Annotated in this window: 23 protein-coding genes; 16 read left to right on the top strand and 7 right to left on the bottom strand. The window is 61.0% G+C overall.

Annotated features, from left to right (window positions below; all coding sequences use genetic code 11):
* Window positions 1-4: 4 nt before the first annotated feature.
* Window positions 5-604 (top strand): TetR/AcrR family transcriptional regulator, encoded by a 600-nt coding sequence (locus RG2_RS15830; RefSeq protein ID WP_033232397.1) that lies wholly within the window; start codon window positions 5-7, stop codon window positions 602-604.
* 16 nt (window positions 605-620) lie between these two features.
* On the opposite strand, the gene RG2_RS15835 is transcribed toward RG2_RS15830, so the two are convergent.
* Window positions 621-1499: a bile acid:sodium symporter family protein gene (locus tag RG2_RS15835; RefSeq protein WP_033232395.1), complete on the bottom strand. Its 879-nt coding sequence runs from the start codon at window positions 1497-1499 to the stop codon at window positions 621-623.
* 128 nt (window positions 1500-1627) lie between these two features.
* Between RG2_RS15835 and RG2_RS15840 the strand changes: the two genes are divergently transcribed.
* From RG2_RS15840 to RG2_RS15865, 6 genes are all read left to right on the top strand, one after another.
* A complete protein-coding gene (locus tag RG2_RS15840; RefSeq protein WP_033232393.1) occupies window positions 1628-1900 on the top strand; it encodes a DUF2277 domain-containing protein in 273 nt (90 codons plus the stop codon).
* Between the two features lie 5 nt (window positions 1901-1905).
* Window positions 1906-3327, top strand: a complete 1422-nt coding sequence (locus RG2_RS15845) for an alpha/beta hydrolase (protein WP_033232392.1) — start codon at window positions 1906-1908, stop codon at window positions 3325-3327.
* 67 nt (window positions 3328-3394) lie between these two features.
* A complete protein-coding gene (locus RG2_RS15850) occupies window positions 3395-4390 on the top strand; it encodes an aldo/keto reductase (protein ID WP_033232391.1) in 996 nt (331 codons plus the stop codon).
* A gap of 44 nt (window positions 4391-4434) precedes the next feature.
* A complete protein-coding gene (locus RG2_RS15855; RefSeq protein ID WP_033232389.1) occupies window positions 4435-5709 on the top strand; it encodes an MFS transporter in 1275 nt (424 codons plus the stop codon).
* 53 nt (window positions 5710-5762) lie between these two features.
* Window positions 5763-6188, top strand: a complete 426-nt coding sequence (locus RG2_RS15860; protein ID WP_033232388.1) for a DUF6325 family protein — start codon at window positions 5763-5765, stop codon at window positions 6186-6188.
* A gap of 37 nt (window positions 6189-6225) precedes the next feature.
* Window positions 6226-6543 carry an SHOCT domain-containing protein gene (locus RG2_RS15865; protein ID WP_033232387.1) on the top strand — a complete coding sequence of 106 codons (318 nt, stop codon included), beginning with the start codon at window positions 6226-6228 and terminating at the stop codon, window positions 6541-6543.
* A gap of 3 nt (window positions 6544-6546) precedes the next feature.
* Here the strand turns inward: RG2_RS15865 and RG2_RS15870 are convergent, their stop codons facing one another.
* Together RG2_RS15870 and RG2_RS15875 are read right to left on the bottom strand one after the other, a co-directional pair.
* Window positions 6547-7527: an endonuclease/exonuclease/phosphatase family protein gene (locus tag RG2_RS15870; protein WP_051730359.1), complete on the bottom strand. Its 981-nt coding sequence runs from the start codon at window positions 7525-7527 to the stop codon at window positions 6547-6549.
* 250 nt (window positions 7528-7777) lie between these two features.
* On the bottom strand, window positions 7778-9193 hold the full coding sequence (locus RG2_RS15875) for a WS/DGAT/MGAT family O-acyltransferase (RefSeq protein ID WP_033232385.1): 1416 nt from the start codon (window positions 9191-9193) through the stop codon (window positions 7778-7780).
* 427 nt (window positions 9194-9620) lie between these two features.
* Here RG2_RS15875 and RG2_RS15880 point away from each other — a divergent pair, with 427 nt between their 5' ends.
* The 7 genes from RG2_RS15880 (at window position 9621) to RG2_RS15910 (ending at window position 19176) form a co-directional block, all read left to right on the top strand.
* A complete protein-coding gene (locus tag RG2_RS15880) occupies window positions 9621-12896 on the top strand; it encodes a protein kinase domain-containing protein (protein ID WP_033232384.1) in 3276 nt (1091 codons plus the stop codon).
* A gap of 99 nt (window positions 12897-12995) precedes the next feature.
* The gene (htpG, locus tag RG2_RS15885) at window positions 12996-14924 is read left to right on the top strand and encodes a molecular chaperone HtpG (RefSeq protein ID WP_033232382.1); all 1929 of its coding nucleotides are present in this window, start codon (window positions 12996-12998) and stop codon (window positions 14922-14924) included.
* Between the two features lie 155 nt (window positions 14925-15079).
* Entirely contained in the window at window positions 15080-15619 is a 540-nt protein-coding gene (locus RG2_RS15890; protein ID WP_033232650.1) for a DinB family protein, read from the top strand.
* A gap of 49 nt (window positions 15620-15668) precedes the next feature.
* A complete protein-coding gene (locus RG2_RS15895) occupies window positions 15669-17282 on the top strand; it encodes an FAD-binding oxidoreductase (RefSeq protein ID WP_371851321.1) in 1614 nt (537 codons plus the stop codon).
* Entirely contained in the window at window positions 17279-18196 is a 918-nt protein-coding gene (locus RG2_RS15900; RefSeq protein ID WP_080711648.1) for a diacylglycerol kinase, read from the top strand. The genes RG2_RS15895 and RG2_RS15900 overlap by 4 nt, the downstream gene beginning before the upstream one ends.
* Window positions 18197-18247: 51 nt before the next feature.
* Window positions 18248-18442: a hypothetical protein gene (locus RG2_RS15905; RefSeq protein WP_033232380.1), complete on the top strand. Its 195-nt coding sequence runs from the start codon at window positions 18248-18250 to the stop codon at window positions 18440-18442.
* A 47-nt stretch (window positions 18443-18489) separates the two neighbouring features.
* A complete protein-coding gene (locus RG2_RS15910; protein WP_033232378.1) occupies window positions 18490-19176 on the top strand; it encodes a TetR/AcrR family transcriptional regulator in 687 nt (228 codons plus the stop codon).
* Window positions 19177-19184: 8 nt separating this feature from the next.
* Here the strand turns inward: RG2_RS15910 and RG2_RS15915 are convergent, their stop codons facing one another.
* Window positions 19185-20369, bottom strand: a complete 1185-nt coding sequence (locus RG2_RS15915; protein ID WP_033232377.1) for a metallophosphoesterase — start codon at window positions 20367-20369, stop codon at window positions 19185-19187.
* A 123-nt stretch (window positions 20370-20492) separates the two neighbouring features.
* Between RG2_RS15915 and RG2_RS15920 the strand changes: the two genes are divergently transcribed.
* Window positions 20493-21110 carry a GyrI-like domain-containing protein gene (locus RG2_RS15920; RefSeq protein WP_033232375.1) on the top strand — a complete coding sequence of 206 codons (618 nt, stop codon included), beginning with the start codon at window positions 20493-20495 and terminating at the stop codon, window positions 21108-21110.
* Here the strand turns inward: RG2_RS15920 and RG2_RS15925 are convergent.
* From RG2_RS15925 to RG2_RS15935, 3 genes are all read right to left on the bottom strand, one after another.
* Window positions 21089-22033 (bottom strand): oxygenase MpaB family protein, encoded by a 945-nt coding sequence (locus tag RG2_RS15925; protein ID WP_230590046.1) that lies wholly within the window; start codon window positions 22031-22033, stop codon window positions 21089-21091. The two genes, RG2_RS15920 and RG2_RS15925, sit on opposite strands and share 22 nt — an antisense overlap.
* Before the next feature lie 65 nt (window positions 22034-22098).
* Window positions 22099-22488, bottom strand: a complete 390-nt coding sequence (locus RG2_RS15930; protein ID WP_033232374.1) for an RNA-binding S4 domain-containing protein — start codon at window positions 22486-22488, stop codon at window positions 22099-22101.
* Window positions 22489-22525: 37 nt separating this feature from the next.
* The gene (locus RG2_RS15935; protein ID WP_051730358.1) at window positions 22526-24121 is read right to left on the bottom strand and encodes an MFS transporter; all 1596 of its coding nucleotides are present in this window, start codon (window positions 24119-24121) and stop codon (window positions 22526-22528) included.
* Window positions 24122-24230: 109 nt separating this feature from the next.
* Here RG2_RS15935 and RG2_RS15940 point away from each other — a divergent pair, with 109 nt between their 5' ends.
* Window positions 24231-24680: a MarR family winged helix-turn-helix transcriptional regulator gene (locus tag RG2_RS15940; RefSeq protein ID WP_033232373.1), complete on the top strand. Its 450-nt coding sequence runs from the start codon at window positions 24231-24233 to the stop codon at window positions 24678-24680.
* Window positions 24681-24702: the final 22 nt, after the last annotated feature.

Here is a 24702-nt window from a genome sequence, read left to right on the forward strand (position 1 = left end):
CGCCATGGTCACCCCACGTAAGCGTCTCGATCGCGAGCAGCGACGCACGCAACTCCTCGACATCGGTGCGCAACTATTTGCCGACCGGTCGTACGAGGATGTCTGGATCGAAGAGGTCGCCGAAATCGCGGGCGTCTCGCGTGGGCTGATGTACCACTACTTTCCGACCAAGCGCGACTTCTTCGCGGCGATAGTCGAGCGAGAGTCCCAGCACCTCCTCGACGTGACGGCGCCGGATTCGACGCTGCCCATCCAGGAGCAAATCGCGGCTGGGCTGGATGCCTACTTTGCGTACGTGAAGTCGCACAGTAAGGGAGTGCGCGCAATCAATGTCGGGACGTTGTCGGCTGAAGCGGGTATCCGGGCAATAGTCGAGCGCGAGTTGGAACAGCAACAGATTCGGATCCTCGACGCGCTGGGATTCGACGACGAGCGCAGGCAGATTGCCGCTGTCGCGGTGCGCGGCTGGATCGCCTTCGTTCGTGCGGTGTGCCTGAACTGGCTCGATCAACCGTCGATTCCGCAGGAAGAATTGCGTGTGATCTGTCTTCGCACTCTTGCCGGGGCGCTCGGAACAGATCTGAGCAGCACGCAAGAGAATTAGCGAAAACAGGCCGATCTCAGTCGATCTCGGCCATGTTTCGAGATTTTCGCGTGATGGCCGCACCGAAGGCCGCTGCCAACGGGAACATGACGACGCCGTAGACCGCGGCCGGTACTGCCAGACGCACGTTGTCCATCAAGCTGACGGCAATGGTGATGGCCAAGGTGCTGTTGTGGATCCCGATTTCCATCGAACTGGCAATGGCTTGGCGGTCCTCGATACCGAAAAGCTTGGGAACGATGTATCCGATCGACAGACTCAGCAGGCAGAACAGTGCTGCGACAACTCCGATGTCGACGAGGTAGTCCGCAATGTTCTCGCGCTCCGATATGACAGTGCCGACTATGACCAGCGCCAGCACGATGGCCGACCCGATGCGCACCGGCTTGTCCATTCGCTGGGCAAAAGCGCTACTGCGCAGGCGAACCCACATCCCGATTGCCACCGGAATCAGGACGACGGCAAAAACCTGCACAACCTTAGTGAACTGGAGGCCGAGGGTGCCGTCGGCGTCGGTAGGTTCGAAATAGCCGAGGGCGAAGTTGGTGATCACCGGCAGGGTAACCACGGCGATCACTGAATTTACTGCTGTGAGTGTCACATTGAGCGCAACATCGCCGCGAAAGAGGTGGCTGAACAAGTTGGCTGTGGTGCCACCTGGCGATGCTGCCAGGAGCATCATGCCGACAGCGAGCAGGGGATCGAGATCGAAGGCGGTGACAAGCCCGAACGCGGCGGCCGGCAGCAGTATCAACTGGCAGACGAGGGCGATCGAGACTGCTTTGGGTGCTTTTGCGACACGGGCAAAGTCCTCGAGGGTCAGTGAGAGTCCGAGGCCGAACATGATGATCGCGAGTGCAATCGGAAGACCGACCGATGTGAGAGCTGAGTCCATGTGGCCACTTCCAGTCACTTGGGGAGAATTTTACTGAAACTACCGTGATGCTTGGGTTTGCGTGGCCATTTGGATGCATTCGTGTATCGGTCCGTGACGAGGTGGCTGAGCGCGGTTATCGTCGAACTATGTGCCGAAACATCACCGAACTCCGAGGACTCGAACCAGCTGCCACAGCGGAGGAGATCGAGGCAGCCTCTCGCCAATACATACGTAAGGTGAGTGGGATTGCCAAGGTCTCCGATGCCAACCGTGATGCCTTTGAACAGGCAGTTCGCGAGGTCACCGAAACCACGACGCGTTTGCTGAGTGCACTGCCGCCGCGCAAGCAGCCACCCCAAACCGTCCCGCCGTTGCGCCGACCCGAGGTTCAGGCTCGAATCGCTGCTCGTTCGTCCTGACCCGAGTGGATCTCACTGACATCGACGTGTGGGACGTCGAACCACTCGAACAACTTGCCGGTGGACTCGAGGGTGTCCTGGTTGCGCACCGTGTTCGAGACATGCGACGACGGCTGGACTTGTTGCGCAGGGAGGCTGCCTCCGACGAATTACAGATCCGCGAAGACGGTTCGGTATCGGCAGTCGCTCCCATTGCCGAAGGGCATCCCCTTCACGTTCACGCAGAGCTGCTCTCGGCTGCCGCGCGTGAGTTGATCGGGGAAGCTCTGCTGGTATCCGCGGATCTGCACCACGCACTGTCCGTGCGGTCGCAGGTGGGTACGGATCTGCGGGACAAGGCTTTTCGTGTCAACGAAGAGTGGCGCGGTTTCAGTCCGGCGCGCCGACGAGAAATAGTGCAGCGCGCGCCGGATCTGATTGCGAATCTCGACGGTATCCCGACAGGTGTGCGCAGTCCGGTGAATCTGCGACGTGTGCAGGCCGAACGGGCACGGCTACAAGATGATTCGGTGCGTATCTCTCAGGAACTGCACCGCGAATATTTCGGTGGGCGTTTGAGCAATACCGGTGCGGGCCTCTGGTATGCGCAGCGGAAACTCGAGGATCTGAATGCGCTGGACGAGCTCCTGCACGAACAACCCGATCGCAAGCTGGTCCTGATGGATATGCGTTCCGGCGAGCGCGGGTTTGCCGCGATAGCGATCGGCGATCCGGATACGGCTGATCACATTGCCGTGACCGTTCCGGGGCTCAACACCAATGTCAAAGACTCACTGCGCGGAATGGTCGGGGAGGCAACACGATTGCGCGACGAGGCACAGCGTCAGCTCCACAGTGCCGGACGTGACGAAAGCGTTGCCACGATCGCCTGGATCGGATACGACGCCCCTCAAGTCATCGGCCCCGGAAAATTCGACCTCGGTCGGGCAAGTTTCGACGTGAGCCGTTCCGCGAAAGCGGGTATCGCGGCCGATGCGCTGGGGAGCTTCTTTCACGGCCTGCGAGCGGGCGCTGCGAAGCTGGATGTGCACATCACCGCACTCGGTCATTCCTACGGATCCCTCGCGACTTCGCTTGCGCTGCAACGGGGTGCAAGTGCATCGGTCGACGATGTGGTGTTCTACGGATCTCCGGGTGTGCGAGCAAAGGTGGAGGCGGATCTCGGGATCGCGGATCGACACGTCTACGTCATGAAGGCCGAAGGGGACAGTATCGCCGGCTTCGGGCGCTTCGGTGGTGATCCGACGCGTACGGAGTTTCAGCGATTGTCCACAGCGGAGGGAATCACCCCCGACGGCGTGAAACATGAACGCGCCTTCGGGCATGCGGAGTACGCAAGAACCGGAGACAACGGTGAATTGCGGATGACAGGCTACAACCTCGCCGTTGTGGTGGCGGGGTTGCCGGAGCTTGCTGTCCTGGCCTGAATGCGCCGCCGGTAGTTTCGGTACACACTGTGAGGGTTGTTCCTTCATTCGATCTCGAGGAGTGTTCATGCCTGTTTCCACCGTCACCCTGGCCGAAGGTCTGACCGTCAGCGCGCAGGGCTACGGCGCTATGTCGGTAGCCCCCGTGTACGGCCCGGTGGATCCGGCAGAAGCACTCGCCACGCTTCATCATGCGGTGGATATCGGGATCACCTTCATCGACACTGCAAACATCTACGGCGACGGTGCGAGCGAGCGGGCCGTGGGTAAATTGCTCGAAGGTCGGCGCGACGAGGTTCAGTTGGCCACCAAGTTCGGGTTGGTGGGCGGCATGTCGGCAGGTCAGCGGGGGATCAACGGCGATCCGGCCTACGTGGCACAGGCACTCGAGGAATCGCTCGGTCGACTCGGCGTCGACCACGTCGATCTCTACTACCTCCATCGTGTTGATCCGAGCGTTCCGATCGAGGACACCGTCGGCGCGATGGCAGAGCAAGTGAAGGCCGGCAAGATCCGCCACATCGGTCTTTCGGAAGCAACGGGAGACGAACTGCGCCGCGCCTATGCGGTCCATCCCATCTCCGCGATTCAGTCCGAATGGAACATCTCGAGTCGCGACGTGGAGAACAAGGTGGTGCCCGCCGCCGCTGAGCTCGGCGTGGGATTTGTTCCGTTCTCTCCCGTGGGACGAGGGTTCCTCGCCGGGTCGTTCGATCCCAGCGAGTGGGGCGAGAACGATCTGCGTCGACGCTTCCCGCGTTTCACGGAGTCAGCGCTTGTGACAAACCAGAAGGTGCTCGACGTCGTGCGTGACGTGGGCGCCGAATCAGGAGCCACTCCGGCGCAGGTGTCACTGGCGTGGCTCGACGCCAAGGGACGGCATTACGGTCTGCCGTCGGTGTCCATTCCCGGCACCCGTTTTGCGGCGCGCGTGAGCGAGAACGCCGGCGCGCTGGACATCGTGCTGACCGAGGATCAGATCGCCCGACTCGACGCGCTTGCGGCCATCACCGAAGGGGAGCGTTCGGCAGATCTGAACTGGATCTCGCAAGGCCGCGAGTAGTCAAAGCCGTAAGCCTGGCGAACTACTAGTAAGATAATTGCGCGATGAAAAAAGTGTGGTTGGTTTGGGGTATCGGTGTATTCGCGTACGTAATCGCCGTCCTTCACCGCACTTCATTTGGTGTCTCGGGTCTGGCTGCAGCAGAACGTTTCTCGATTACTCCCAGTGTGCTGTCCAGTTTCGTGGTGCTGCAGATCGTGGTGTACGCGGGCATGCAGATCCCGGCGGGAGTGTTGCTCGATCGATACGGCTCTCGCATCATGATCGGCGTCGGCGCGTTCATTCTGACGTGTGCGCAGCTGACGTTGGCGTTCACGGAATCGCTGCCCGTCGCGATTGGCGCACGCATCGCGGTCGGGGCCGGCGACGCTCTCACCTTCATCTCCGTGCTTCGACTGGTTCCGCAGTGGTTCCCACCGCGGCAGGTACCACTGGTGTCACAGTTCACGGGAATTCTCGGTCAACTGGGACAAGTACTTTCGGCCCTGCCGTTCATGTTGCTGCTGACCGGGACCGGTTGGACGCTGGCGTACGGCAGCGCGGCCGGTCTGGGGCTACTCGCTTTTGCATTGGCGCTCAGCCTGATTCGTGATTCTCCGCCGGGAACCGAGATTGTTGCGGTTCCCGCCGGGGCAAAGGAGATCGGCCGCCAGATCAAGACGGTCTGGATGCGTCCGGGCACACGCCTCGGTTTCTTCAGTCACATGGGTACACAATTCTCGATCACGACATTTGCGCTGTTGTGGGGAGTCCCGTACCTGTCGTCTGCGCAAGGACTCGACGCCGCAACAGTCGGTTCGCTACTGACCCTGTCGGTGATCTCCGCCATCGTTGCGGGCCCCATCCTCGGCATCCTCACCGGCCGGTATCCGATGCGCCGATCTTGGCTCGTCCTTTCCATCATGGTGAGCAGTGCGGTGATGTGGACGATCGTGCTGGCCCGCAGCGAACCGTCACCGCTGTGGTTGCTGACGATATTGATCATCGTGATCTCAATCGGCGGTCCGGGTTCGGTGATCGGCTTCGACTACGCCCGCACGTCCAATCCCAGTTCGTCGATGGGCACCGCTCAGGGAATGGTCAATATCGGTGGATTCCTGGCGTCGTTGATCGTGATCCAGGTGATGGGTGTGATTCTCGGCCACATGGGCGGCTATACCTTCGACGGCTTCCGGGTGGCCTGGTTGGTTCAGTACCCGGTCTGGATTCTCGGCATCATCGGTGTGCTTGTCACCCGGGGCAAAGCCCGACGCCAACTCGAGGCAGACGGAGTTCGGTTCCGTCCGATGCGCGAGGTCATCCGAGGTCGTCGGCAGTAATTCATCCGCGACGGGTGAAGCGAGTGCATGTGCGCTCGTACCACCCTTGATGGATGAACGATCCATTGGACATCGGCCCGGTTGAATTGGTGGTGCTGGGGTTCCCAGGTTCGAGAGTGGACCCGGATACCGTCGCCGCATTGCAGAATATCGTCGAGCGTGGGTTCGTGACCCTGCTCGATCTCGTGTACATCGCCAAAGATCTCGACGGCAACATCAGACAGGTCGACGTCGATGAAGACCTCACCGACATCGGCCTGGCGATCCTGTCGATCGAGGCAAAAGCTCTGATCAGCGACGAGGATCTCGACGTGGTTCGTGAGTCCCTGGAACCAGGTACCTCAGCGGCAGTCATCGTCTACGAGCAGACGTGGGCGCGAGACTTCACCACGAAAGCCCGCGCAGGCGGTGGCGAGGTAGTTCTCCATGTTCAGATCCCACACGACGTCGTAGTGGCCGCAGTCGCTGCGGCGCTCTAGGTAGCTCAGGCATCGTCTTAAAGCAGAGGAGATCAGCATGGTTTTTCGAGGTGGACGCAGAGGACGGCCGGGATTGCTCGGCACCGTCGCGCGCACAGCAGTGGTGGCCGGAACGGCAAAGGCGACATCCAATGCCATGGATCGGCGTAGCCAGCGGAAGGCGAGCGAGCAGCAGGCGCAGTATGACCAGTACGAGCAGCAACAGGCGCCGCCGCCGCAGCAACAGGCTGCCCCGGCAGCGCCGCCGGCCGGTGACGACCTTGTCTCGAAGCTTCAGGAACTAGGTCGCTTGCATCAATCGGGAGTCTTGTCCGACGAAGAATTTGCGGCGGCAAAAGCTCGGTTGCTCAGTTAGCTTTCACGCCAGCGTGATGTCGGCAATCAGACCGTGATGGTCGGATCCTTTGACGTCGATACGGTCGAGTGACGTCGCCACCGGGCCTCTGGTGAGGATGTGGTCGATGCCGACTATTGCGGGGTATGGCTTGTCGGTCGGGTAGGTCGGGATCAGCCCCGCACCTACCTGATCGGCTGCGCTGGTGTACCCGTTCGTGAGGAGATCACGAAACTCCTTGTGTGAGTAAGTTGCATTGAAATCTCCGCTCGCTATGACGTTATCGCGACCGTCGACGTCGGCCAGGTAGCTGCCGAGCGTGCGCTGTTCCGCTGCCCAGATCGAGGCGGGGGAGATGTACGGCGGTGCGGTGTGGACGGCAAACAGTGTGACCGGCTGCGCCAGGCCGACATTCAACTCGGCCGCTAGGGTTTCGGGGGAGAAGCCGTCCAAACTTCGTGTGGCGGACAGAGGGAAGCGACTGTAAATTCCCGCTCCGCCTCCGCCGCCGCCATAGGGAACCAAGAACTGGTGGGGCAGAACATCCTCGAGCCCAGCGGTTTTCAGTGCTTCGGCCGCACCTGACGTCAACTCCTGCACCGTCAACACATCCACATTGCGGTCGCGGACGGTGGCAACCAGAGATTCCGGGTCCGCTGAACCGACCATCAGGTTCGCCTGCATGATTCGAATGGACGGTCCGTTCGCGGCGCCGGTCGGTCCACCCACGTACAGCGGACCCACCGTCCACGCGAACAGGCCAAGGACTACCGCCGATCCTGCGCACAAGATCCAGCGTCGGCCGAAGCCTGCCGCCACCCCACCGATCAAGGGTGCAAGCATCGCCACCGGGGCGAAGGACGCCAGAACAATCACCACATTGCGCTCTACGGCCAGACGCGTTGCGATCAAGGCAACAAGCCCGACGACGATTCCCGCCACCCCGATAATCATCGCGAGGCGACGTAGAGTTCGTCGTCGGGTTGTTGTCGTATCGGTGTGCATGTTCTCTATAGAAGCAGAACACCAAGATTCAGAGTCCGTGTCAGAGGGTATTTCTTGCCCTGCGGTCCCGGTCACGGTCGGCGAACATGACCTCCATCCGAGCTTTGATCTCTGCGGTACTGATTGCTCCACCGCGTGGGGCAGAGTTCGTGGCGGTAATCGGGGATGTCGAGGATTGCGGAATCTGGAAGCCCATGGTGAATGTCCCTGTCCTGGTTGCGGATGTGGCGATCGTTGCAGGAGTGGTGGATTACAGGCCGGCGCCGGTTTCGAGGAGTTCGAGTTCGGTGCCTAGGTGATCGAGCAGGGGGTTGAGGTCCGGAACGGTTCTTCGGCAGCTGGTCAGCCCGAATGAAATCTGATCGTCGCTGCTGGTGCAGGTGATGTTGAGAGCTTGTCCGGTTGTCGGGATCGACAGGGGGTGGAGGGTGTCGAGACGGAATCCGTTCCAGTACAACGGTGTACGCGGACCGGCAATATTGGAGATGATGATGTTGAACGGCGGCCGCTGCGGTCCCCGCTGCCCGACAAGCATTTCCATTCCGAGGGGAGCGATTCCGAGGGCGCTCATGGCGAGTACCTGGGCGGGACTCATCGCGCGGAGTGAGTCTTTTCCTTCATTCATGCAATTGCGTATCACGTCGAGTCGGTCGGTGGGGTTGTCGAGGTGAGTAGCCAAGTTGCACATGAGCAGTCCCACGCGATTACCGCCAGCGGTGCGATCGTCGGCGTTGTCGGTGGCGCGCAATGACACGGGGACCATAGCAACCAAGGGGGCGGACGGTAGCGCGTCTCGCTCGTGCAGGTAGTGGCGGAGGGTCCCGGCGGACATTGCCAGAATGATGTCGTTGATGGTGGCGTCGGAGTGCTTGGCCAGCAATCGGATCCGTTCGAGAGGGAAGGAACGGGCGGCGATGTGGCGGCTTCCACCGATCGGAACGTTGAACAACGTGTGGGGCGCGGTCACGGAGACAGCGCTGCCTTTGCCGCGTACGGCACGGTCCATGGTGCGGACCGTCGTCGGTATCAGTCCGGCCACCTCACCGACGGCGGCCCGAGATGCTCCCCACAAGGTTGCTGGTAGGGACGATCCTTGCGGGCTGGACTTTGCCGCGACAGGTGTCGGCACCGATCTCAGTGAGTGCGGAACCTGCCAGGGGGCGGACATGTTTCGACGGTGGGGATCTTCACTCATGCTCTCGCGGAGCAGTTTCATCGCGCTGGCTCCGTCGGCGAGGGCGTGGTGGATCTTGGTGTACACGGCGTAGCGGCCGTCGGTGAGCCCTTCGATCAAGTGCATTTCCCATAGTGGGCGGCTGCGGTCGAGCAGAGTGCCGTGCAATCTCGAGATCAATGCGGTGAGTTCGGTCATGCCGCCCGGGGTGGGAAGTGCGTCGCGGCGTACATGGTGCTCGATATCGATCTCGTTGTCGGCGAGGGTTTCCCATCCCCACTGGCCAAGCGAGGTGAGGGAGCGCCGGGCCCGCTTACGGAACACTTCGGCTACTTTGCCGCCGGTGAGGGCGATATCGAACATCGCGCGCATGTCGGTTGCGGATGCTCCGTCGGGTGGGGTGAAGATCGCCAGGCCACCGACGTGCATCGGGTTCTCGCGGGACTCGCCGAGAAGAAATAGCGAATCGGTGGGTGCCATCGGTAACAGCATGCATGTCCTTCACTCATGATCGGGGTTGGTGCGCGTGGCTCTTCCCGAGAACTGGTATTCGAGTGGGTGTTATCGATCGGTCGTGGACTTTAGGCGTGGTCGAAGTCACATTGAAGTATCTCGCTATCGGTTCTACAGCCCTGGCACGGTCGGCGCTATTCGACATGTCAGGGCACTGACCTGGACGTTTGCATAGGTGGCAGGTAGGGCATTGTGGGTTGAAACTAATCATCAAAATGAAGTGATATGTCTCACATTTCGTATGTTGATCGGCACCTGTGGCCGTTCCGACCGCACTCCTTTTTTTGGGGCGTCTGCGGCCGGGTCGCGAAAGCGCGCTGCGTTGACGGCCGGGCCCGTGTGGGCACATTATCGAGAGGTAACGCGACGGTGCATCATCGACGATGCCGCGGAATCGAAGTAGCAGATGGACGAGAACGATCCACTCCAAACGCGTCGTGACGTGCTTCCGTTCATTTCGGATGAGCTGCGAGAGGCGGGATTCGACGATGCCCGTGAGATCGGGCGCGGCGGCTTCGGTGTGGTGTACCGCTGCACGCAGGCCGGGCTGGACCGCACGGTGGCCGTGAAGGTCCTTACCGCCGACCTCGACGAGGAGAATCGGGCACGCTTCTTTCGGGAACAGCGAGCAATGGGGAGACTGACCGGGCACCCGAATATTGTGGGCGTCCTGCAGGTTGGAACCACCGATACCGGTCGCCCCTATCTGGTGATGCCCTACCACCGTCAAGGGTCCGTCGACACCAAGATTCGCGAGAACGGGCCGCTCGACCTGGAGGAAGTCCTGCGGCTCGGGGTGAAGATGGCGGGGGCGCTCGAGACCGCGCACCGACTCGGCATTCTGCATCGCGACGTCAAGCCTGCCAATATTCTGCTCACCGACTACGGTGAACCGGCCCTGACGGACTTCGGAATCGCACACATTGCAGACGGTTTCAAGACCGCGACCGGCACTGTCACGGGCTCGCCCGCGTTCACTGCCCCGGAGGTTCTCGGTGGTGAACCGCCAAGTCCCGCCTCGGATGTGTACGGGCTCGGGGCCACTCTGTTCAGCGCCCTCACCGGGCACGCGGCATTCGAGCGCCGCAGCGGCGAGCAGGTTGTTGCCCAGTTCCTACGGATCACCGCGCAGCCAGTTCCCGACATGCGCGAGCACGGTTTCCCCGACGACGTATGTGCCGTCATAGAGAAGGCAATGTCCCGCGATCCAGGGGACCGTCCTTCTACGTCGGTGCTCGGTGAGAATCTTAGGGAGTTGCAGGTCCGCCGCGGTTTGCCGGTCGATGAGATGGCGCTACGCGCCGCCCCAGGGGCCGACCCGCGGGATCCGCAGCCGCCGTCGGCGCGATGGCATCCACCCGCATCTCCAGTGGCTCGGAAAGCCGATAGAAATCTGCCGCTGGAGCTGACGAGCTTCGTCGGTCGTCGCACCGAGCTGGCCGAGGTGAAGAATCTGCTGTCGGTGTCCCGGCTGGTGACGTTGACGGGGATCGGTGGTGTCGGTAAGACGCGTCTCGCGTTGCGGGTCGCGAGCAATGTTCAGCGGGATTTCGCCGATGGCGTGTGGCTGGTCGAGCTGGGCGAGTTGCACGACGAGTCGCTTGTGGTCGGAGCGGTGGCCGCAGAACTCGGCGTGCGCGACCAGTCGTCGCGGCCGTTATCGGAGATTTTGGTGGAGTTCCTGGCCACTCGGACATTGCTACTGGTCCTCGACAACTGCGAGCAGGTGATCGATGCCGTGGCGGGGTTGGCCGAAGTGCTGCTGCGTGCGTGCCCGCAGCTGCGGATTCTGACGACCTCGCGCGAGCCCCTGGGCATCGGCGGGGAATCCGTATTGCGAGTGTCCCCGCTAGCGGTCCCCGACCCGGATCGGGAACCGTCGCTGCGGGGCTTGCCCCGGTACGACGCGTTGACGTTGTTCGCCGAACGGGCGGCGGCTGCGGTGCGCGGCTTCGAAATCACGGAGGAGAACAAGGCGACGGTGGCCCGGATCTGCCAGCGTCTGGAAGGGCTGCCGCTGGCGATCGAGCTGGCGGCTGCCAGACTGCGGGCAATGTCGCCCGAGCAGATCCTGCAGCGGCTGGACGATCGTTACACGCTCCTGACCAGCGGCAGCCGGGGCGCGCCGACGCGTCAGCAGACCTTGCGATGGAGTATCGACTGGAGCTACGACTTGTGTACGCCCGGCGAGCAGCATCTCTGGGGCAGGTTGTCGGTGTTCGCGGGAAGTTTCGAACTCGACGCGGCGGAGGAGATATGTCGTGGCGACCTGACACCCGAGGGGCTGCTCGACACGTTGGGGTCGCTGGTGGACAAGTCGATCCTGATCCGGGAGGAATCGGACACAGTGGTTCACTTCCGATTGCTCGAGACGCTCCGTGACTACGGCCGGGAGAAGATTGTCGAGACCGGCGAGTACGAGGTGCTGCGTCGTCGGCACCGGGACTGGTACCAGCAGTTGGCGCTCGACGCGGCAGCCGGATGGATCAGTCCCCGGCAACTCGAGTTGATTGATCGGCTAGACCGGGAAGTTCCGAATATGCGGGAGGCGCTCGAGTATTGCCTCTCCGACAACGACGACGGAGTCGCCGCCGGACTGAGTATGTCCACCGCGCTTTATCACTTCTCGCTGACTCGCGGTCTGTACACCGAGTCGCGGCATTGGCTCGATACTTTCCTGGCCCGCGACGCCGGAAAGCCCACGGTGGAACGCATTTGGGCGATACACGCAGACAGCCTCCTGGCAGTGGTGCAGGGCGATCTTTTGGCAGCAACCGCGTTGGTGGAGGAGGGTCACGCTCTTGCCGAGCACCTCACCGACCCCCTTGTTCACGGACTCCTCGACCAGTTGGACGGGATGCTGGCGCTTTATCGCGATGATCTTCCCCGCGCATCCTCGGGGCTGGAGAGCGCACTCGACGTGTTCGACACCCGTGGTGACCTCACACTTCAGGTGGGCGTGCTGCAGATACTCGGGTTGGTGTACGAGCTGCTCGGTGAAACGAAGCGGTCTGTTGGCTGTTACGAAAAAGCGCTCGCGATCTGCGAATCTCACGGGGAATCGGTCTATCGGTCGTACACCCTGTGGGCCATGGCTGTCGCGGTGTGGCGGCAGGGTGATCAAGATCGTGCCGTGGCGTTGCTCGGGCAGGCGTTGCAGCTCACCGAGCAGGTGAACGATCCACTCACCTGCTCGGCATGTCTGGAGGTGTTGGCCTGGATTGCCGCCGCGGAACCGGATCCTCGACGCGCCGCCGTGCTGATGGGAGCAGCAGAGGAGTTGGGTCACTCCGTGGGCAGCATTACGATCGTCTTTCCCTCCCTGCAGCCTTACCATGAGGAAAGTGCGGCGACGACGCAGCGTGCATTGGGAGAGAAGGCATTCGGAACGGCACGTCGTCAAGGTCGACTCATGAGCATGAATGAGGCGGTCGCATTTGCGCTCGGCCGGCAACCTCTGGATGCAACGCCCACCGGGTCGTCGGTGGTGCTGACCAAACGTGAGCGTGAGGTCGCCGAACTCGTCGCTCAGGGACTGACGAACAAACAGATTGCTGCCAAATTGGTGATCTCGCTCCGCACCGCCCAGGGCCATGTGGAGCACATTCTCACCAAACTCGGATTCAACTCGCGGGCGCAGATCGCAGCCTGGGTGGTCGAGAAGTCGGGCGGGCAGGCCTGAATGTGCTGCGCACAGCAAGTGATTCGCGGGCGCCGATCCCGGGCATTCGAGGTCAAGTAAAATCCCTGTGACCAGTAACGAGAAGAGAAGGGGATCGAAGTGACCGCGCATACCGAGCAGCTCGAGTTCCAAGCAGAAACACGTCAGCTGCTGGATTTGATGGTTCATTCAATCTATTCGAACAAGGACAGTTTCCTTCGTGAGTTGATCTCCAACGCTTCGGACGCGCTGGACAAACTCCGTCTCGAGGCATACCAGGACAAAGACCTCAACGTCGACGTCTCCGATCTTCATATCGAGATCGACATCGACAAGGACGCACGCACGCTCACGATCCGCGACAACGGCATTGGTATGTCGCGTGACGAGGTCGTCGACCTGATCGGCACGCTCGCGAAGTCCGGCACTGCCGAGGTCCGTCGCAAGCTCAAGGAAGCAAAGGATGCCGCAGCTTCCGAGGAACTGATCGGCCAGTTCGGTATCGGTTTCTACTCCACGTTCATGGTCGCGGACAAGGTGACGCTGCTGACCCGCCGCGCCGGTGAAGACCACGCGACGCGCTGGGAGTCGACCGGCGAAGGCACGTACACGCTCGAGCATGTGAACGAGGCGCCGCAGGGCAGTTCCGTGACACTGCACCTGATGCCGGAGGATTCCGAGAACGGCCTGCACGACTACACGTCGGAATGGAAGATCAAGGAACTGGTCAAGAAGTACTCCGACTTCATCGCGTGGCCCATTCGTATGGATGTCGCTCGCACGTCGACGCCGGCCGAGGGTGAAGAGTCCGAGGTCACCATCGAGACCGAGACCATCAACTCGATGAAGGCTCTGTGGACTCGCGCCAAGGACGACGTGTCCGAGGAGGAGTACAAGGAGTTCTACAAGCACGTCAGCCATGCGTGGGACGAGCCGCTCGAGGTCATCCCGATGAAGGCCGAAGGTACGTTCGAATACCAAGCGCTGCTGTTCATTCCGTCGACGGCGCCGTTCGATCTCTTCATGCGTGAGCGCAAGGCCGGCATCCACCTGTACGTCAAGCGCGTCTTCATCATGGACGACTGCGAAGAGTTGGTGCCCGACTACTTGCGTTTCGTCAAGGGTGTTGTTGACGCACAAGATCTCTCGCTCAACGTCTCTCGAGAAATTCTGCAGCAGGACCGTCAGATTTCGGCGATCCGTCGTCGACTGACCAAGAAGGTCCTCTCGACGATCAAGGACATGAAGGCAAACGAGCCCGAAAAGTACTCGACCTTCTGGACCGAATTCGGACGGGCACTCAAAGAAGGCCTGATGGCCGATGCCGACAACCGTAAGACGTTGCTCGACATCTCATCCTTCGCCTCGACCAACAGTGAAGACGGCGTGACCACTCTCGCCGAGTACGTCGAGCGCATGAAGGACGGTCAGGAACAGATCTACTTCATGACCGGCGAATCTCGCCACCTCATCGAAAGCTCCCCGCACATGGAGGCTTTCAAGGCCAAGGGCCTCGAGGTTCTGGTTCTCACCGATCCGGTCGACGAGATGTGGGTCGACGCCGTTTCGGACTTCGACGGCAAGACCTTCCAGTCGATCGCCAAGGGGGAGGTCGACCTCGACACCGAGGACGAGAAGAAGGCAGCCGAGGCTGAACGTGAAGAGAAGGAAAAGGAATTCGGTGCGCTGCTGACGTGGCTGACCGAAACCTTGTCAGACGACATCAAGGAGACGCGACTCTCGACGCGACTCACCACGTCGGCTGCCTGCATCGTCGGCGACGCATTCAGTATGTCGCCGACGCTCGAGAAGATGTACCGGGCGTCGGGTCAGCCGGTTCCGCACAGTAAGCGGATCCTCGAACTCAACCCGTCGCATCCTCTCGTAACGGGTCTGCGCGATGCGCAGGCGGCAGATGGTTCTGCTGAAAACCTTACGGAGACAGCGCAATTGTTGTACGGGATGGCACTGCTCGCCGAGGGTGGCGAGTTGAGCGATCCGGCCCACTTCACGCGCCTGCTGGCTGACCGTTTGGCTCGCACCGTCTGATCTTCGTTCCAGTTCGGTTGAACTCCCGGCATCCGCCTTCATCGGCGGATGCCGGGAGTTTTTTTGTGGAGAAGTTCTAATGAGGACCGTTTCTGTCCGCAATGGGTTCTACCGTTGTTTTCACAGGCAAGATCCCACAAACAAAGGACGAACCGATGAACACATCGACCAGCACCCTCACAGGCGAGCGCGCGGACCTTATCCAGACCTTGCGCGAGCATCGCGGGTTTCTGCTTGTCACTGTTCGGGGCTTGACCGACGAACAGGCAGCGTCGCGGCCCACCGTGAGTGAACTGTGCCTCGGCGGATTGATCAAGCATGTGGCCCACACCGAGCGGGGATGTGTGGATTTCATCCTGGAAGGCCCATCCGGTATGGGTGGGGATGTTGATCCGGCGAAATTCACGCCGGAGATGCTTCAGGCGCGCGTGGACGAGTTTGCCATGGTGGGAGACGAGACCTTGGCCGGCATTGTGGCCGAATATGAGCAGATCGCGGCGAGGACGGATGAGTTGGTGGCATCCTTGGACAGTCTCGACATCTCGCATCCGCTGCCGTCTGCGCCGTGGTTCGAGCCTGGTGCGCGCTGGTCGGCCCGGCGTACGCTGCTCCACATCATTGCCGAGACTGCCCAGCATGCAGGCCATGCGGACATACTTCGCGAAGCGATCGACGGTTCCAAGACAATGGGATGATCGACCCACCTATGTTTACACATCACACTGATGTGTAACACTGGTAGGCATGAGTACCGAGAAATCTGCCTTGCAACCGCCGATGCAATGGGACGCGTGGGGCGATCCAGCGAAGAAGCGTGAGCTGTCGGACGCGGTCGTAGCTTTGCTGACCGGATTTCTTGGTGTATCGGCCCCGAAGCAATCCCGACTGGCCATTGGGGACGTGCGAGTGACGCCGTCCGCTCTGTCTCAGGCGCACGTCGACGCGCTGGCTGACGTGGTCGGCGCGGAGTACATAACTACCGAGGATTCGGATCGGATTCTTCGAGCCGGTGGCAAGAGCACCCCGGACTTGTTGCGCCGCCGAAGCACCGAGCCCCAGGACGCGCCGGATGCAGTAGTCACACCCGGCACGGACGCCGAGGTGGAGCAGGTTCTGCGGTACTGCGGGGCCAACAAGATTGCCGTAGTGCCGTTCGGCGGCGGTACCAGCGTCGTCGGCGGATTGGATCCCATCCGGGACGGGTTCGACGCGGTACTTTCTCTTGATCTTCGACGGTTCGATCAGCTTGTCTCACTGGACGAGGAATCCGGCATCGCCACGTTCGGCGGCGGAACAACGGGACCGCGCGCCGAGGAATTACTGCACGAGCACGGCTTCTCCGTCGGACACTTCCCGCAAAGTTTCCTCTTTGCCACGCTCGGTGGTTTCGCGGCGACGCGTTCCTCGGGACAGGCGTCGGCCGGTTACGGACGTTTCGAGGATATGGTCCAGGGTCTCACTGTGGTCACTCCGAGTGGTGTGCTCGAGACCGGTAGAGCGCCGGCATCGGCCGCGGGTCCTGATCTCGGGGAACTGTTTGTCGGCTCCGAGGGTACTTTCGGCGTCATTACGCATGTGCGAGTGCGGGTTCACCGACTTCCGGAGACGACGGTTCGGGAGGGATGGAGTTTTCCCGACTTCGCAACCGGTGCAGCAGCATTGCGCGAGCTTGTCCAGGAAGGGTCAGCACCGACAGTGCTGCGGTTGTCGGACGAAGCCGAGAGCGGGGTGAACCTGGCGACCACCGACAAGATCGGCGAAAATGCCTTCACGGGTGGATGCCTCGGCATCACCACCTATGAAGGCACGGCCTCGCATACCGCAGAGCGAATGGCAGAAGCCCGCGCAATTCTCACCGCGCACGGCGGAACGTCGCTCGGCGCTGAGCCTGGAAACAGTTGGGAACACGGACGGTTCGATGCACCGTATTTGCGTGACGCACTGCTCGACGTCGGCGCGCTGTGCGAAACTCTCGAGACGGCAACAACGTGGGGCAATCTTGCGAACCTGCGCTCGTCGGTCACAGAGGCATTGACCAAGGCATTGGTCGAGCAGGGCACCCAGCCGCTTGTGATGTGCCATATTTCGCACACGTACAAGACCGGTGCATCCCTGTACTTCACCGTGGTGTGCGCTCAGACCGAAGATCCGATTGCTCAGTGGCATAAGGCCAAGACAGCAGCCAGCGACGCCATCATCGCTGCCGGTGGCACGATTACTCATCATCACGCTGTCGGTGCGGACCATCGGCCGTGGATGAAGGACGAAATCGGTGAATTGGGCGCGAATATTCTTCGCGCAGTAAAGAATGCAGTGGACCCCGCCGGCATCCTCAATCCTGGAAAGCTGATTCCTTGAGCCAAACCCGCAGTCAGATCGAGAAGGTAACCGTCCTGATCAATCCGATGGCGGGACATGGGCATGCGCCCACAGCCGGCCGCAAAGGTGTTGCGCGACTGCGTGAACGTGGAGTTGCCGTCACCGAGATCATCGGCACTGATGCTGACGACGCCAAGAAATTGGCGCGTCGGGCGATCGAAGACGGTACCGACGCTCTCGTGGTGGTCGGTGGAGACGGTGCCATCAGCATCGGACTGCAAGCGGCGGCGCTGACCGACACGCCGATCGGACTCATTCCGGCGGGCACGGGAAATGATCACGCCCGCGAATTCGGAATTCCCACAGGTGATCCCGAAGCTGCCGCTGACGTGATTGCCAACGGGATCGTGCAGCAGTCAGACCTCGCGAAGATCACGCTGGCCGACGGGTCCGTTGTGTGGTCAGGCACAATCATCGCCAGTGGCTTCGACTCGTTGGTCAGCGAGCGGGCGAACAAGATGACCTGGCCCAAGGGGCGAATGCGCTACAACCTGGCGATGCTTGCCGAGCTGGCGAAGATGCGGCCGCTGCCGTACCGGATCGAACTCGACGACGAGGTGATCACCATGGATGCGACGCTCGTGGCAGTCGGTAACGGGCGATCCTACGGCGGCGGCATGCTCATTACGCCTGGTGCATCCAAGACCGACGGTTTGCTGGATCTGACTGTTGTCGGGCATGGTTCACGGCTGCGTCTGGTGCGCCTCTTTCCGCGGGTCTACAAGGGAACGCACATCCATCTGGACGCGGTGTCGACGTACCGATCCAAGAAGGTCCGGCTCATCTCCGAGGGCATCATCGCTTACGCCGACGGTGACCGAGTGGGGCCGCTACCGATCACGATCGAAGCAGTGCCGGAGGCTCTGAGGATTCTGAGCGCTGAACCTGTGTAACCGGAAGGGGTTTTGCCGTCCCGGCGCAGGCGGTGGTGTCAGACTTCCCCGATGAACGAATCGTCGAAGTCGGTGAACCGCCGCACTGCGTGGACGTCGGAACAGGTGGCGGATCTGGCCGAGGAGGTTCGATCATTGGCTACGCGGGCGCAGGGCGTCGATCTCACGTCCGTCGACACTGATGCGCTGCGCCGCGAATTGGCGTCGAGGAGTGCTCTGCCGCGGCGCTCGCCGTCGGAGAACTGATTCGCTGGGCAGATAACAATAGACTGGTGGTCTGATATTCTGGCCGGATGGTGGCGACTCACGGATTTCAGCGCGCGCGCAAACCGGAGCAGATCGAGGCTCGGCGATGCGCCATTCTCGACACCGCCCGCGCTCTACTCGGATCCAGGTCCGTTGCAGACATCAGTTTGCGTGAACTCAGTGAAACCGTCGGACTGGCAAAGTCGAATGTGCTGCGGTACTTCGACAGTCGTGAGGCCATCTTCCTGGAAGTTCTGGACGAGAACTGGGTGGCGTGGCTCGACGGTTTGGAAGCCTCGGTGATCCCGACCGACGACAGCTCGCCGTTTGCCGCCGAGATCCATCTGGCGTCGACCATCGCGGAATCGCTTGTCCCTCAGCGTTTGCTGTGCGAACTGCTGAGCGTGATGGGGAGTGTTCTCGAGAAGAACATTTCGGAGGACTTTGCCCGCGACTTCAAGAAACGTGCAGCGGTCAACACGACTCGGCTTGCATCACTTGTGCATTCGCAATTGCCTGATCTTGCAGATGAGGACGCGGCACATTTTGCCAAGGCAACTCTGGTGATCGTCGCAGGAATGTGGCCATACGCTGAACCGGCAAAGTCCATGGCTGTTGTTCTGGGTGAGATGCACGCGCCACCCGCCGCGGAAATGTTTGCCACGGGGCTCCGGGAAGGTCTGGTCAATCAACTCGTCGGGTTGTCGGCACGGGCGGCAACCCGAACGAGCTGACTGACATCTCAGGAGCTGTGCAAGGTCAGTACGGTGATCTCGCTCGGCGCGAAGACTCGGAACGGTGGGCCCCAGAATCCCGTGCCGCGGCTCGTGTACAGCTGGGTGCGTTCGCCGTGACGGCTGAGCCCCGACACTGACGGTTGATCGAGTTTGACCAGGAAGTTGAAGGGCCAGATCTGACCGCCATGGGTGTGTCCGGCCAGCTGTAGATCAACTCCGGCAGAAGCGGATTGGGGAACCTGCTTCGGTTGATGGGCGAGCATCAGGATGGGCAGTTCAGGATCGGCTCCTGTCAATGCATCCTCGAAGTTCGCACCGTGTCCTTCCAGCCGTGACCCCAATGCGGTGGCGTCGTCGACGCCGGCGATCACCAGACTGTCGTCGCCCTTGGTGACAACGATGTGGCGGTTGTGGAGCGAGTCCCAGCCGATCGACGTCATGTAGTCGAGCCACTCCTGTGCTTCATGGAAGTACTCGTGATTGCCGGTCACGTAGACGCGGGCAAGCCTGGCGTCCACCGAACTGAGCGGAGACGTTTGGTTGCGTCGCTGCTCGACTGTTCCGTCGGCGATGTCTCCGACATGGGCCACGATGTCCGCGTCGAGTTCGTTGACGGCGGCAACAACCCGAGACGACCACTTCGCCCGGTTGATCGGACCGAAATGGGTGTCGGTGATTGCGACGACACGAAGCTTGTCCATGCCGGCGCCGAGGCGCGGAATCGTGACGTCCACGTGCTTGATCCGTGGCAATCGCATCGCTTCGCGATAACCCCAGATCAGTAGAGCTGCCGAGATGATCAGTGCCGCAACGGCAACAACGCGTCCGCGAAGTGGGTTCTCCACCCCGCCGACGAGTAGGCCGAGCCGCAAGACCTCGCCGAGCAATGTCCAGACGAACACGACCCAGATGATTCCGAGGAGCGCATCGCCGACCAGTCGAAGTCGATCACGATCGGTGTGTCCGTTGCTCAGCACCATGCTGGCGGGCAGGGCGATCAGGAGGGCAGCAAACACGACGGTGCCGATAATCGTCACGGCGCCCGGCCAGTCCGGTCGAATGACCAAGCTCCACCAGGGATAGGCGAACAGCAATGCCAAGATCGAGGCGACGATCGCGCTGATGGCGACGATCCTCAGTGGCTTGCGGCGCTGGACGTGGGCAACTTCGGTCGCCGGTGGTGTAGTCACCCCGTCCAGAGTAAAGGTCCAGTGGTCTATTAACAAGGGGACGGCGGTCCGCTATTTGGACGTCGGTACCTTCGGATAGGTTGCGAGGCGTTGGAACTCGACCCGAGACCAGGTGGGTGGCACATGGAAAAGTTCGACGTCAAAAAGGCATACAAGGAACTGTATGCACCGAGTCGGCGCGATTTTTCGCTGGTGACCGTGCCGCGTTTCAGTTACTTTGCCGTCGATGGCCACGGTGATCCCAATACCGCCACCGAGTACTCCGAGGCGCTCGAAGCGCTCTATGCAGTGTCCTATGCCACCAAATTTGCGAGCAAGAAGGAACTGGACCGGGACTATGTGGTTGGCCCGCTCGAAGGATTGTGGCGGGCCGACGACCCCGAGGCGTTCGTAACGCGCGACAAAGCGTCGTGGGACTGGACGATGATGATCTCGCAACCGGAGTGGATCACGTCAGCCGAACTCACTGCCTCGATTACCGCAGTCGGTGCAAAGAAGAACCTCGCAGCTCTCGACAAGGTGCGGTTCCTCGAACTGGAGGAGGGCCTGTCTGTGCAGATCCTCCACATCGGGTCGTACGACGACGAAGCTCCGACCTTGGATCGCCTGCACCACACCTTCATTCCGGCGAACAATCTGAGTTTCAACGGTGATCATCACGAGATCTACCTCAGTGATGCACGCCGGACGCAGCCCGAGAAGCTCAAGACGGTTCTGCGTCAGCCTGTTTCGAGGCCGTGATTGCGGATCCCGGCATACGCGCGTGGTGCATATCGTGCGCGAAGTGGTAGAAGATGCCAGAAACGATCCGACAACGTCAGAAAGCGCGCGAACCAGACGTATATGCGCTCATCTCGCGCAGTCCATTCCCATTCGAGGGTCTGACGTGCCTTGTCGGGCATCAGTGCCTTGCAGATCCAGTTCGAGGCAGCAACCGTCGGGCGCGAGATGAGCGTCCACGCCCAACGTGGCACCTTGGGTGGTGGGGCGATTCGGTGTTCGGCGACGCGTGTCGACCACTTGGTGGTGTGGGTATTGATCAACTGATTGTCGAGCATGTCTTCCCAGTATGCGTGAAAGCTCGCGTAGTTGTCGAAAGCCGGCCGATCAGTGAGACCGTAACAGCGCCACCACGTTACGGCTTCGCGGACGAGTTGATCCTTCTGTTCTTCGGTGAATTTCTTGTACGCAAACCGCTCGTTGAAATCGAGGATTACCTCGAAGAACGTAACGTGGGTCCACCAGAAAGTGTCCGGAGCCAGTGCGTGATACCGCCGGCCGGTTTCGTCGGTTCCCTTGAGTTCGGTGTGAAAGTTACGGACGAGCGTTCCGGTGCCGTGATCGTTCCGGTCGTACACAACGCCGTAAATGGGGGGAAGCGAGCGGAACAGCCGATCGAGAGGATCGGTGAAGAAGTTCGAATGATCTTGCAGCGCACCGCTGACCGCTGGATGCATATTCTGAAGGGTTCCAGCGCGTGCGAGGTACAGCAAGCCGCGAATGTCGCCGAAGTGCAACCACGTCAGGGAGCCGGGTCCGATGGGAGCAGCTCGAAGTGTTCGCGGCTCGGGATTGCTGACCGACTTCTCGGAAACCGTATCTGCATCGTTGGTCATTCCGGTGACCTCTGTCTCTCGCGCGGACATGACAACGCATGTTGTCATGTTTCGACTTTCGCGTCACCGGGCAGAAATGTCAATGGTTATGCGGAGATTGACGCCATCGAAGTTCAGAGATCGATGCCCCGTAGTTTCTCGAGATCGCGTCGTTCACGTTTGGTGGGGCGGCCCGCTCCGCGATCGCGCATCGGTATCGACGCCAGCAATTCCGGGGGTGGGGGCGGCGGTGAAATGTCCTTCAAGCAATCGTCGACCAGCACTGCGCCAACTCGTTTGGTGATGGGCTTGACCACGACCACGATGCGTTCGACGCCCGAAACGCGTACCCGAACCTCGTCGCCGGCTTTCACTTGCTGAGCAGCTTTTGCCGAAGTTCCGTTCACCCGCACATGGCCGGATCGGCACGACGCCGCAGCCTGGGACCGGGTCTTGAAGAGGCGGACAGCCCACGTCCAACTGTCCACGCGGACACTGATCGCGTCGGGAGGTAGTTGGGCCATGGCCACGACGATACCGGCCGTGTGAGTGGTGATGCGACTACGGAACCTTGAGGGTAGTGGAGGCGTCCGCCGGCTCGTCTTGCTCGATGTCCGCTAGTTGCTCGATACCGGTCTTGGTGCCGAGAACGGCATTCGGGAGGAAGATGACGCAGATCAGGGCAATGACGGCAAACGGAATCGAGATGAGGAATACCTCCCCGACTCCCTGCCCGTATGCCGATTCGACGATGTCGCGTACGGGATCTGACAACGTGTCGATGTTCGGGAGTGCCCCCTCCGTCAGTCCGCTTGCCGATCTCGCGATACCGGATTCTTGTAGCCCGTTCTCGATTTCGGTATCGACTCGCGCAGAGAGGGATGCTCCGAGCATCGTCACGCCAAGGACGCCGCCCAAGCTGCGGAAGAATGCGGCGGCCGAGCTGGCCGCGCCGATTTCGCGCACGTCCGTGGCATTTTGTACAACAAGGACAAGGTTCTGCAGCAGCATGCCGAGGGCGAGACCGACGAGCGGTAAAGCAAGAAAGAGCACGACGATATTGGTGTCGACTCGCAAGGTCGAGAGCAGGATGCTGGCCACGGTAAGTAGAGATGCTCCCGTGATCAGCCATGGTTTCCAGTGCCCGGTGCGCGAGATGAGCCCACCCACGACAGTGGATGCGATGAGGTTTCCGGCGACCTGGGGGAGCGTGATCAGGCCCGCTCCGGTGGCCGATGCGCCTCGGCTGAGTTGCATGTACTGGCTGATGAAAATGGCGACGCTGTAGAGGACTATCCCGACGCACACGCTGGCAACGATCGACAGGGTGAAGGTTTTTCCGCGGAACATATGCAGGGGGAGTACGGGGTACTTCACCTTGCTCTCGACAACCAGCGTCACGGCGATCAGCACCGCTGTGCCGATGCCCATGCACCAGGACACCGCGGAGTTCCACTCGAATACCTTGCCGCCGAGCGAGAGCCAGATGAGGAGTGTCGAGATCGCGGCAGTGAGAAGGACCGATCCGATGTAGTCGATCCGTCCGGTGCCCTTTCGTCTCGGCAGGATGAGCTTCAACTGGATGACGATCATCGCGACTACCGCAAAGGGAATGACGATGTAGAAGTTCCAACGCCAGCCGATGGTATCGGTGACGAGGCCGCCCACGAGAGGTCCGCCGGCGGTGCCTGCCACGACGACAGCCCCGAGGACGCCCATGTACTTGCCGCGTTCGCGAGGGCTGATGATGTCCGAGATGGCGATCTGAGAGAGGGTGATCAGCCCGCCGGTTCCGATTCCCTGAACCAGCCGCGCTGCGATCATCAGTGTGGGTTCACTCGCGAAACCGGCCGCAAGTGAGCCGACCATGAAGATCAGGAGCGCGATGTGCAGTAGAAGTCGACGGCTGAAGAGGTCGGCCAGCTTGCCCCAGATCGGTGTGCAGACGGTGACTGCGAGCAGTGATCCGGTGACGACCCAGGTAAGGGTCGTCTGATCGCCATGGAGATCGGTGACGATGCGCGGGAGGGACGTGTTGATCACCGACGTCGACAACACGGCGACAAGCATTCCGATGAGGATTCCGCCGAATGCTTCGTTCACTTGGCGTCGAGACATTGTCGGCGCTGGTCCGCTTTCGCCGGTCGATTCCGTCATGGGGTTCCTCGCCTAGCCGTCAAAGTATGTGACCTAAGTCAATCACATTTAGTTGATTTCAGCAACTATATTGCGGAACGGGTGACGTGGAAGGTCCTATGCTGACCAGGTGAGGTCGACAAAACCTGAAGCTGATATTCACGCGATTCAATGGGCGATCCGGCGACTGGTGCAAGGTTCCCGGAAGACGCTGATCGCCGACGCGGGTGCGGCTGTACCGGAGATGACTCCCGCTGCTTTTGTCATCATGACGCGCGTCGTCGACATGTTTCCGGTGTCTCCCGCGGCCGTCATCGCGGTTACAGGTTTGGATCGAAGTGTCGTGAGTCGAAATCTGACTGCTCTTACCAAGCAGGGCTACGTGGTGTCCGAATCCGATCCGGATGACGGCCGGGTCTCGCTGTTCTCTCCGACGCCGGACGCTGCGGCAAAGTTCGGTGAGGCGAGCAGGGTGAATCGTGATCGGATCGCCGCCGCGATCGGCGATTGGTCTCCAGAGGATGTGTCGACGTTCGTCACATTGTTGGAGAGATTCAACAAGTCTGCCTACGAGAGCTGAAGGATACAGAAAGACTTTCGGC

This window comes from Rhodococcus globerulus NBRC 14531 (assembly GCF_001894805.1).
Classification (GTDB): Bacteria; Actinomycetota; Actinomycetes; order Mycobacteriales; family Mycobacteriaceae; genus Rhodococcus_F; species Rhodococcus_F globerula.

What these genes read in the sequence shown, in the direction of transcription:
- RG2_RS15860 (WP_033232388.1), top strand. Translation starts at nt 5,763, where the DNA reads ATGAACGATCCATTGGACATCGGCCCGGTTGAATTGGTGGTGCTGGGG.
- RG2_RS15925 (WP_230590046.1), bottom strand. Translation starts at nt 22,033, where the DNA reads ATGACAACATGCGTTGTCATGTCCGCGCGAGAGACAGAGGTCACCGGA.
- RG2_RS15910 (WP_033232378.1), top strand. Translation starts at nt 18,490, where the DNA reads ATGGTGGCGACTCACGGATTTCAGCGCGCGCGCAAACCGGAGCAGATC.
- RG2_RS15840 (WP_033232393.1), top strand. Translation starts at nt 1,628, where the DNA reads ATGTGCCGAAACATCACCGAACTCCGAGGACTCGAACCAGCTGCCACA.
- RG2_RS15895 (WP_371851321.1), top strand. Translation starts at nt 15,669, where the DNA reads ATGAGTACCGAGAAATCTGCCTTGCAACCGCCGATGCAATGGGACGCG.
- RG2_RS15850 (WP_033232391.1), top strand. Translation starts at nt 3,395, where the DNA reads ATGCCTGTTTCCACCGTCACCCTGGCCGAAGGTCTGACCGTCAGCGCG.
- RG2_RS15830 (WP_033232397.1), top strand. Translation starts at nt 5, where the DNA reads ATGGTCACCCCACGTAAGCGTCTCGATCGCGAGCAGCGACGCACGCAA.
- RG2_RS15835 (WP_033232395.1), bottom strand. Translation starts at nt 1,499, where the DNA reads ATGGACTCAGCTCTCACATCGGTCGGTCTTCCGATTGCACTCGCGATC.
- RG2_RS15930 (WP_033232374.1), bottom strand. Translation starts at nt 22,488, where the DNA reads ATGGCCCAACTACCTCCCGACGCGATCAGTGTCCGCGTGGACAGTTGG.
- RG2_RS15920 (WP_033232375.1), top strand. Translation starts at nt 20,493, where the DNA reads ATGGAAAAGTTCGACGTCAAAAAGGCATACAAGGAACTGTATGCACCG.
- RG2_RS15935 (WP_051730358.1), bottom strand. Translation starts at nt 24,121, where the DNA reads ATGACGGAATCGACCGGCGAAAGCGGACCAGCGCCGACAATGTCTCGA.
- RG2_RS15870 (WP_051730359.1), bottom strand. Translation starts at nt 7,527, where the DNA reads ATGCACACCGATACGACAACAACCCGACGACGAACTCTACGTCGCCTC.
- RG2_RS15865 (WP_033232387.1), top strand. Translation starts at nt 6,226, where the DNA reads ATGGTTTTTCGAGGTGGACGCAGAGGACGGCCGGGATTGCTCGGCACC.
- RG2_RS15905 (WP_033232380.1), top strand. Translation starts at nt 18,248, where the DNA reads ATGAACGAATCGTCGAAGTCGGTGAACCGCCGCACTGCGTGGACGTCG.
- RG2_RS15880 (WP_033232384.1), top strand. Translation starts at nt 9,621, where the DNA reads ATGGACGAGAACGATCCACTCCAAACGCGTCGTGACGTGCTTCCGTTC.
- RG2_RS15855 (WP_033232389.1), top strand. Translation starts at nt 4,435, where the DNA reads ATGAAAAAAGTGTGGTTGGTTTGGGGTATCGGTGTATTCGCGTACGTA.
- RG2_RS15875 (WP_033232385.1), bottom strand. Translation starts at nt 9,193, where the DNA reads ATGCTGTTACCGATGGCACCCACCGATTCGCTATTTCTTCTCGGCGAG.
- RG2_RS15890 (WP_033232650.1), top strand. Translation starts at nt 15,080, where the DNA reads ATGAACACATCGACCAGCACCCTCACAGGCGAGCGCGCGGACCTTATC.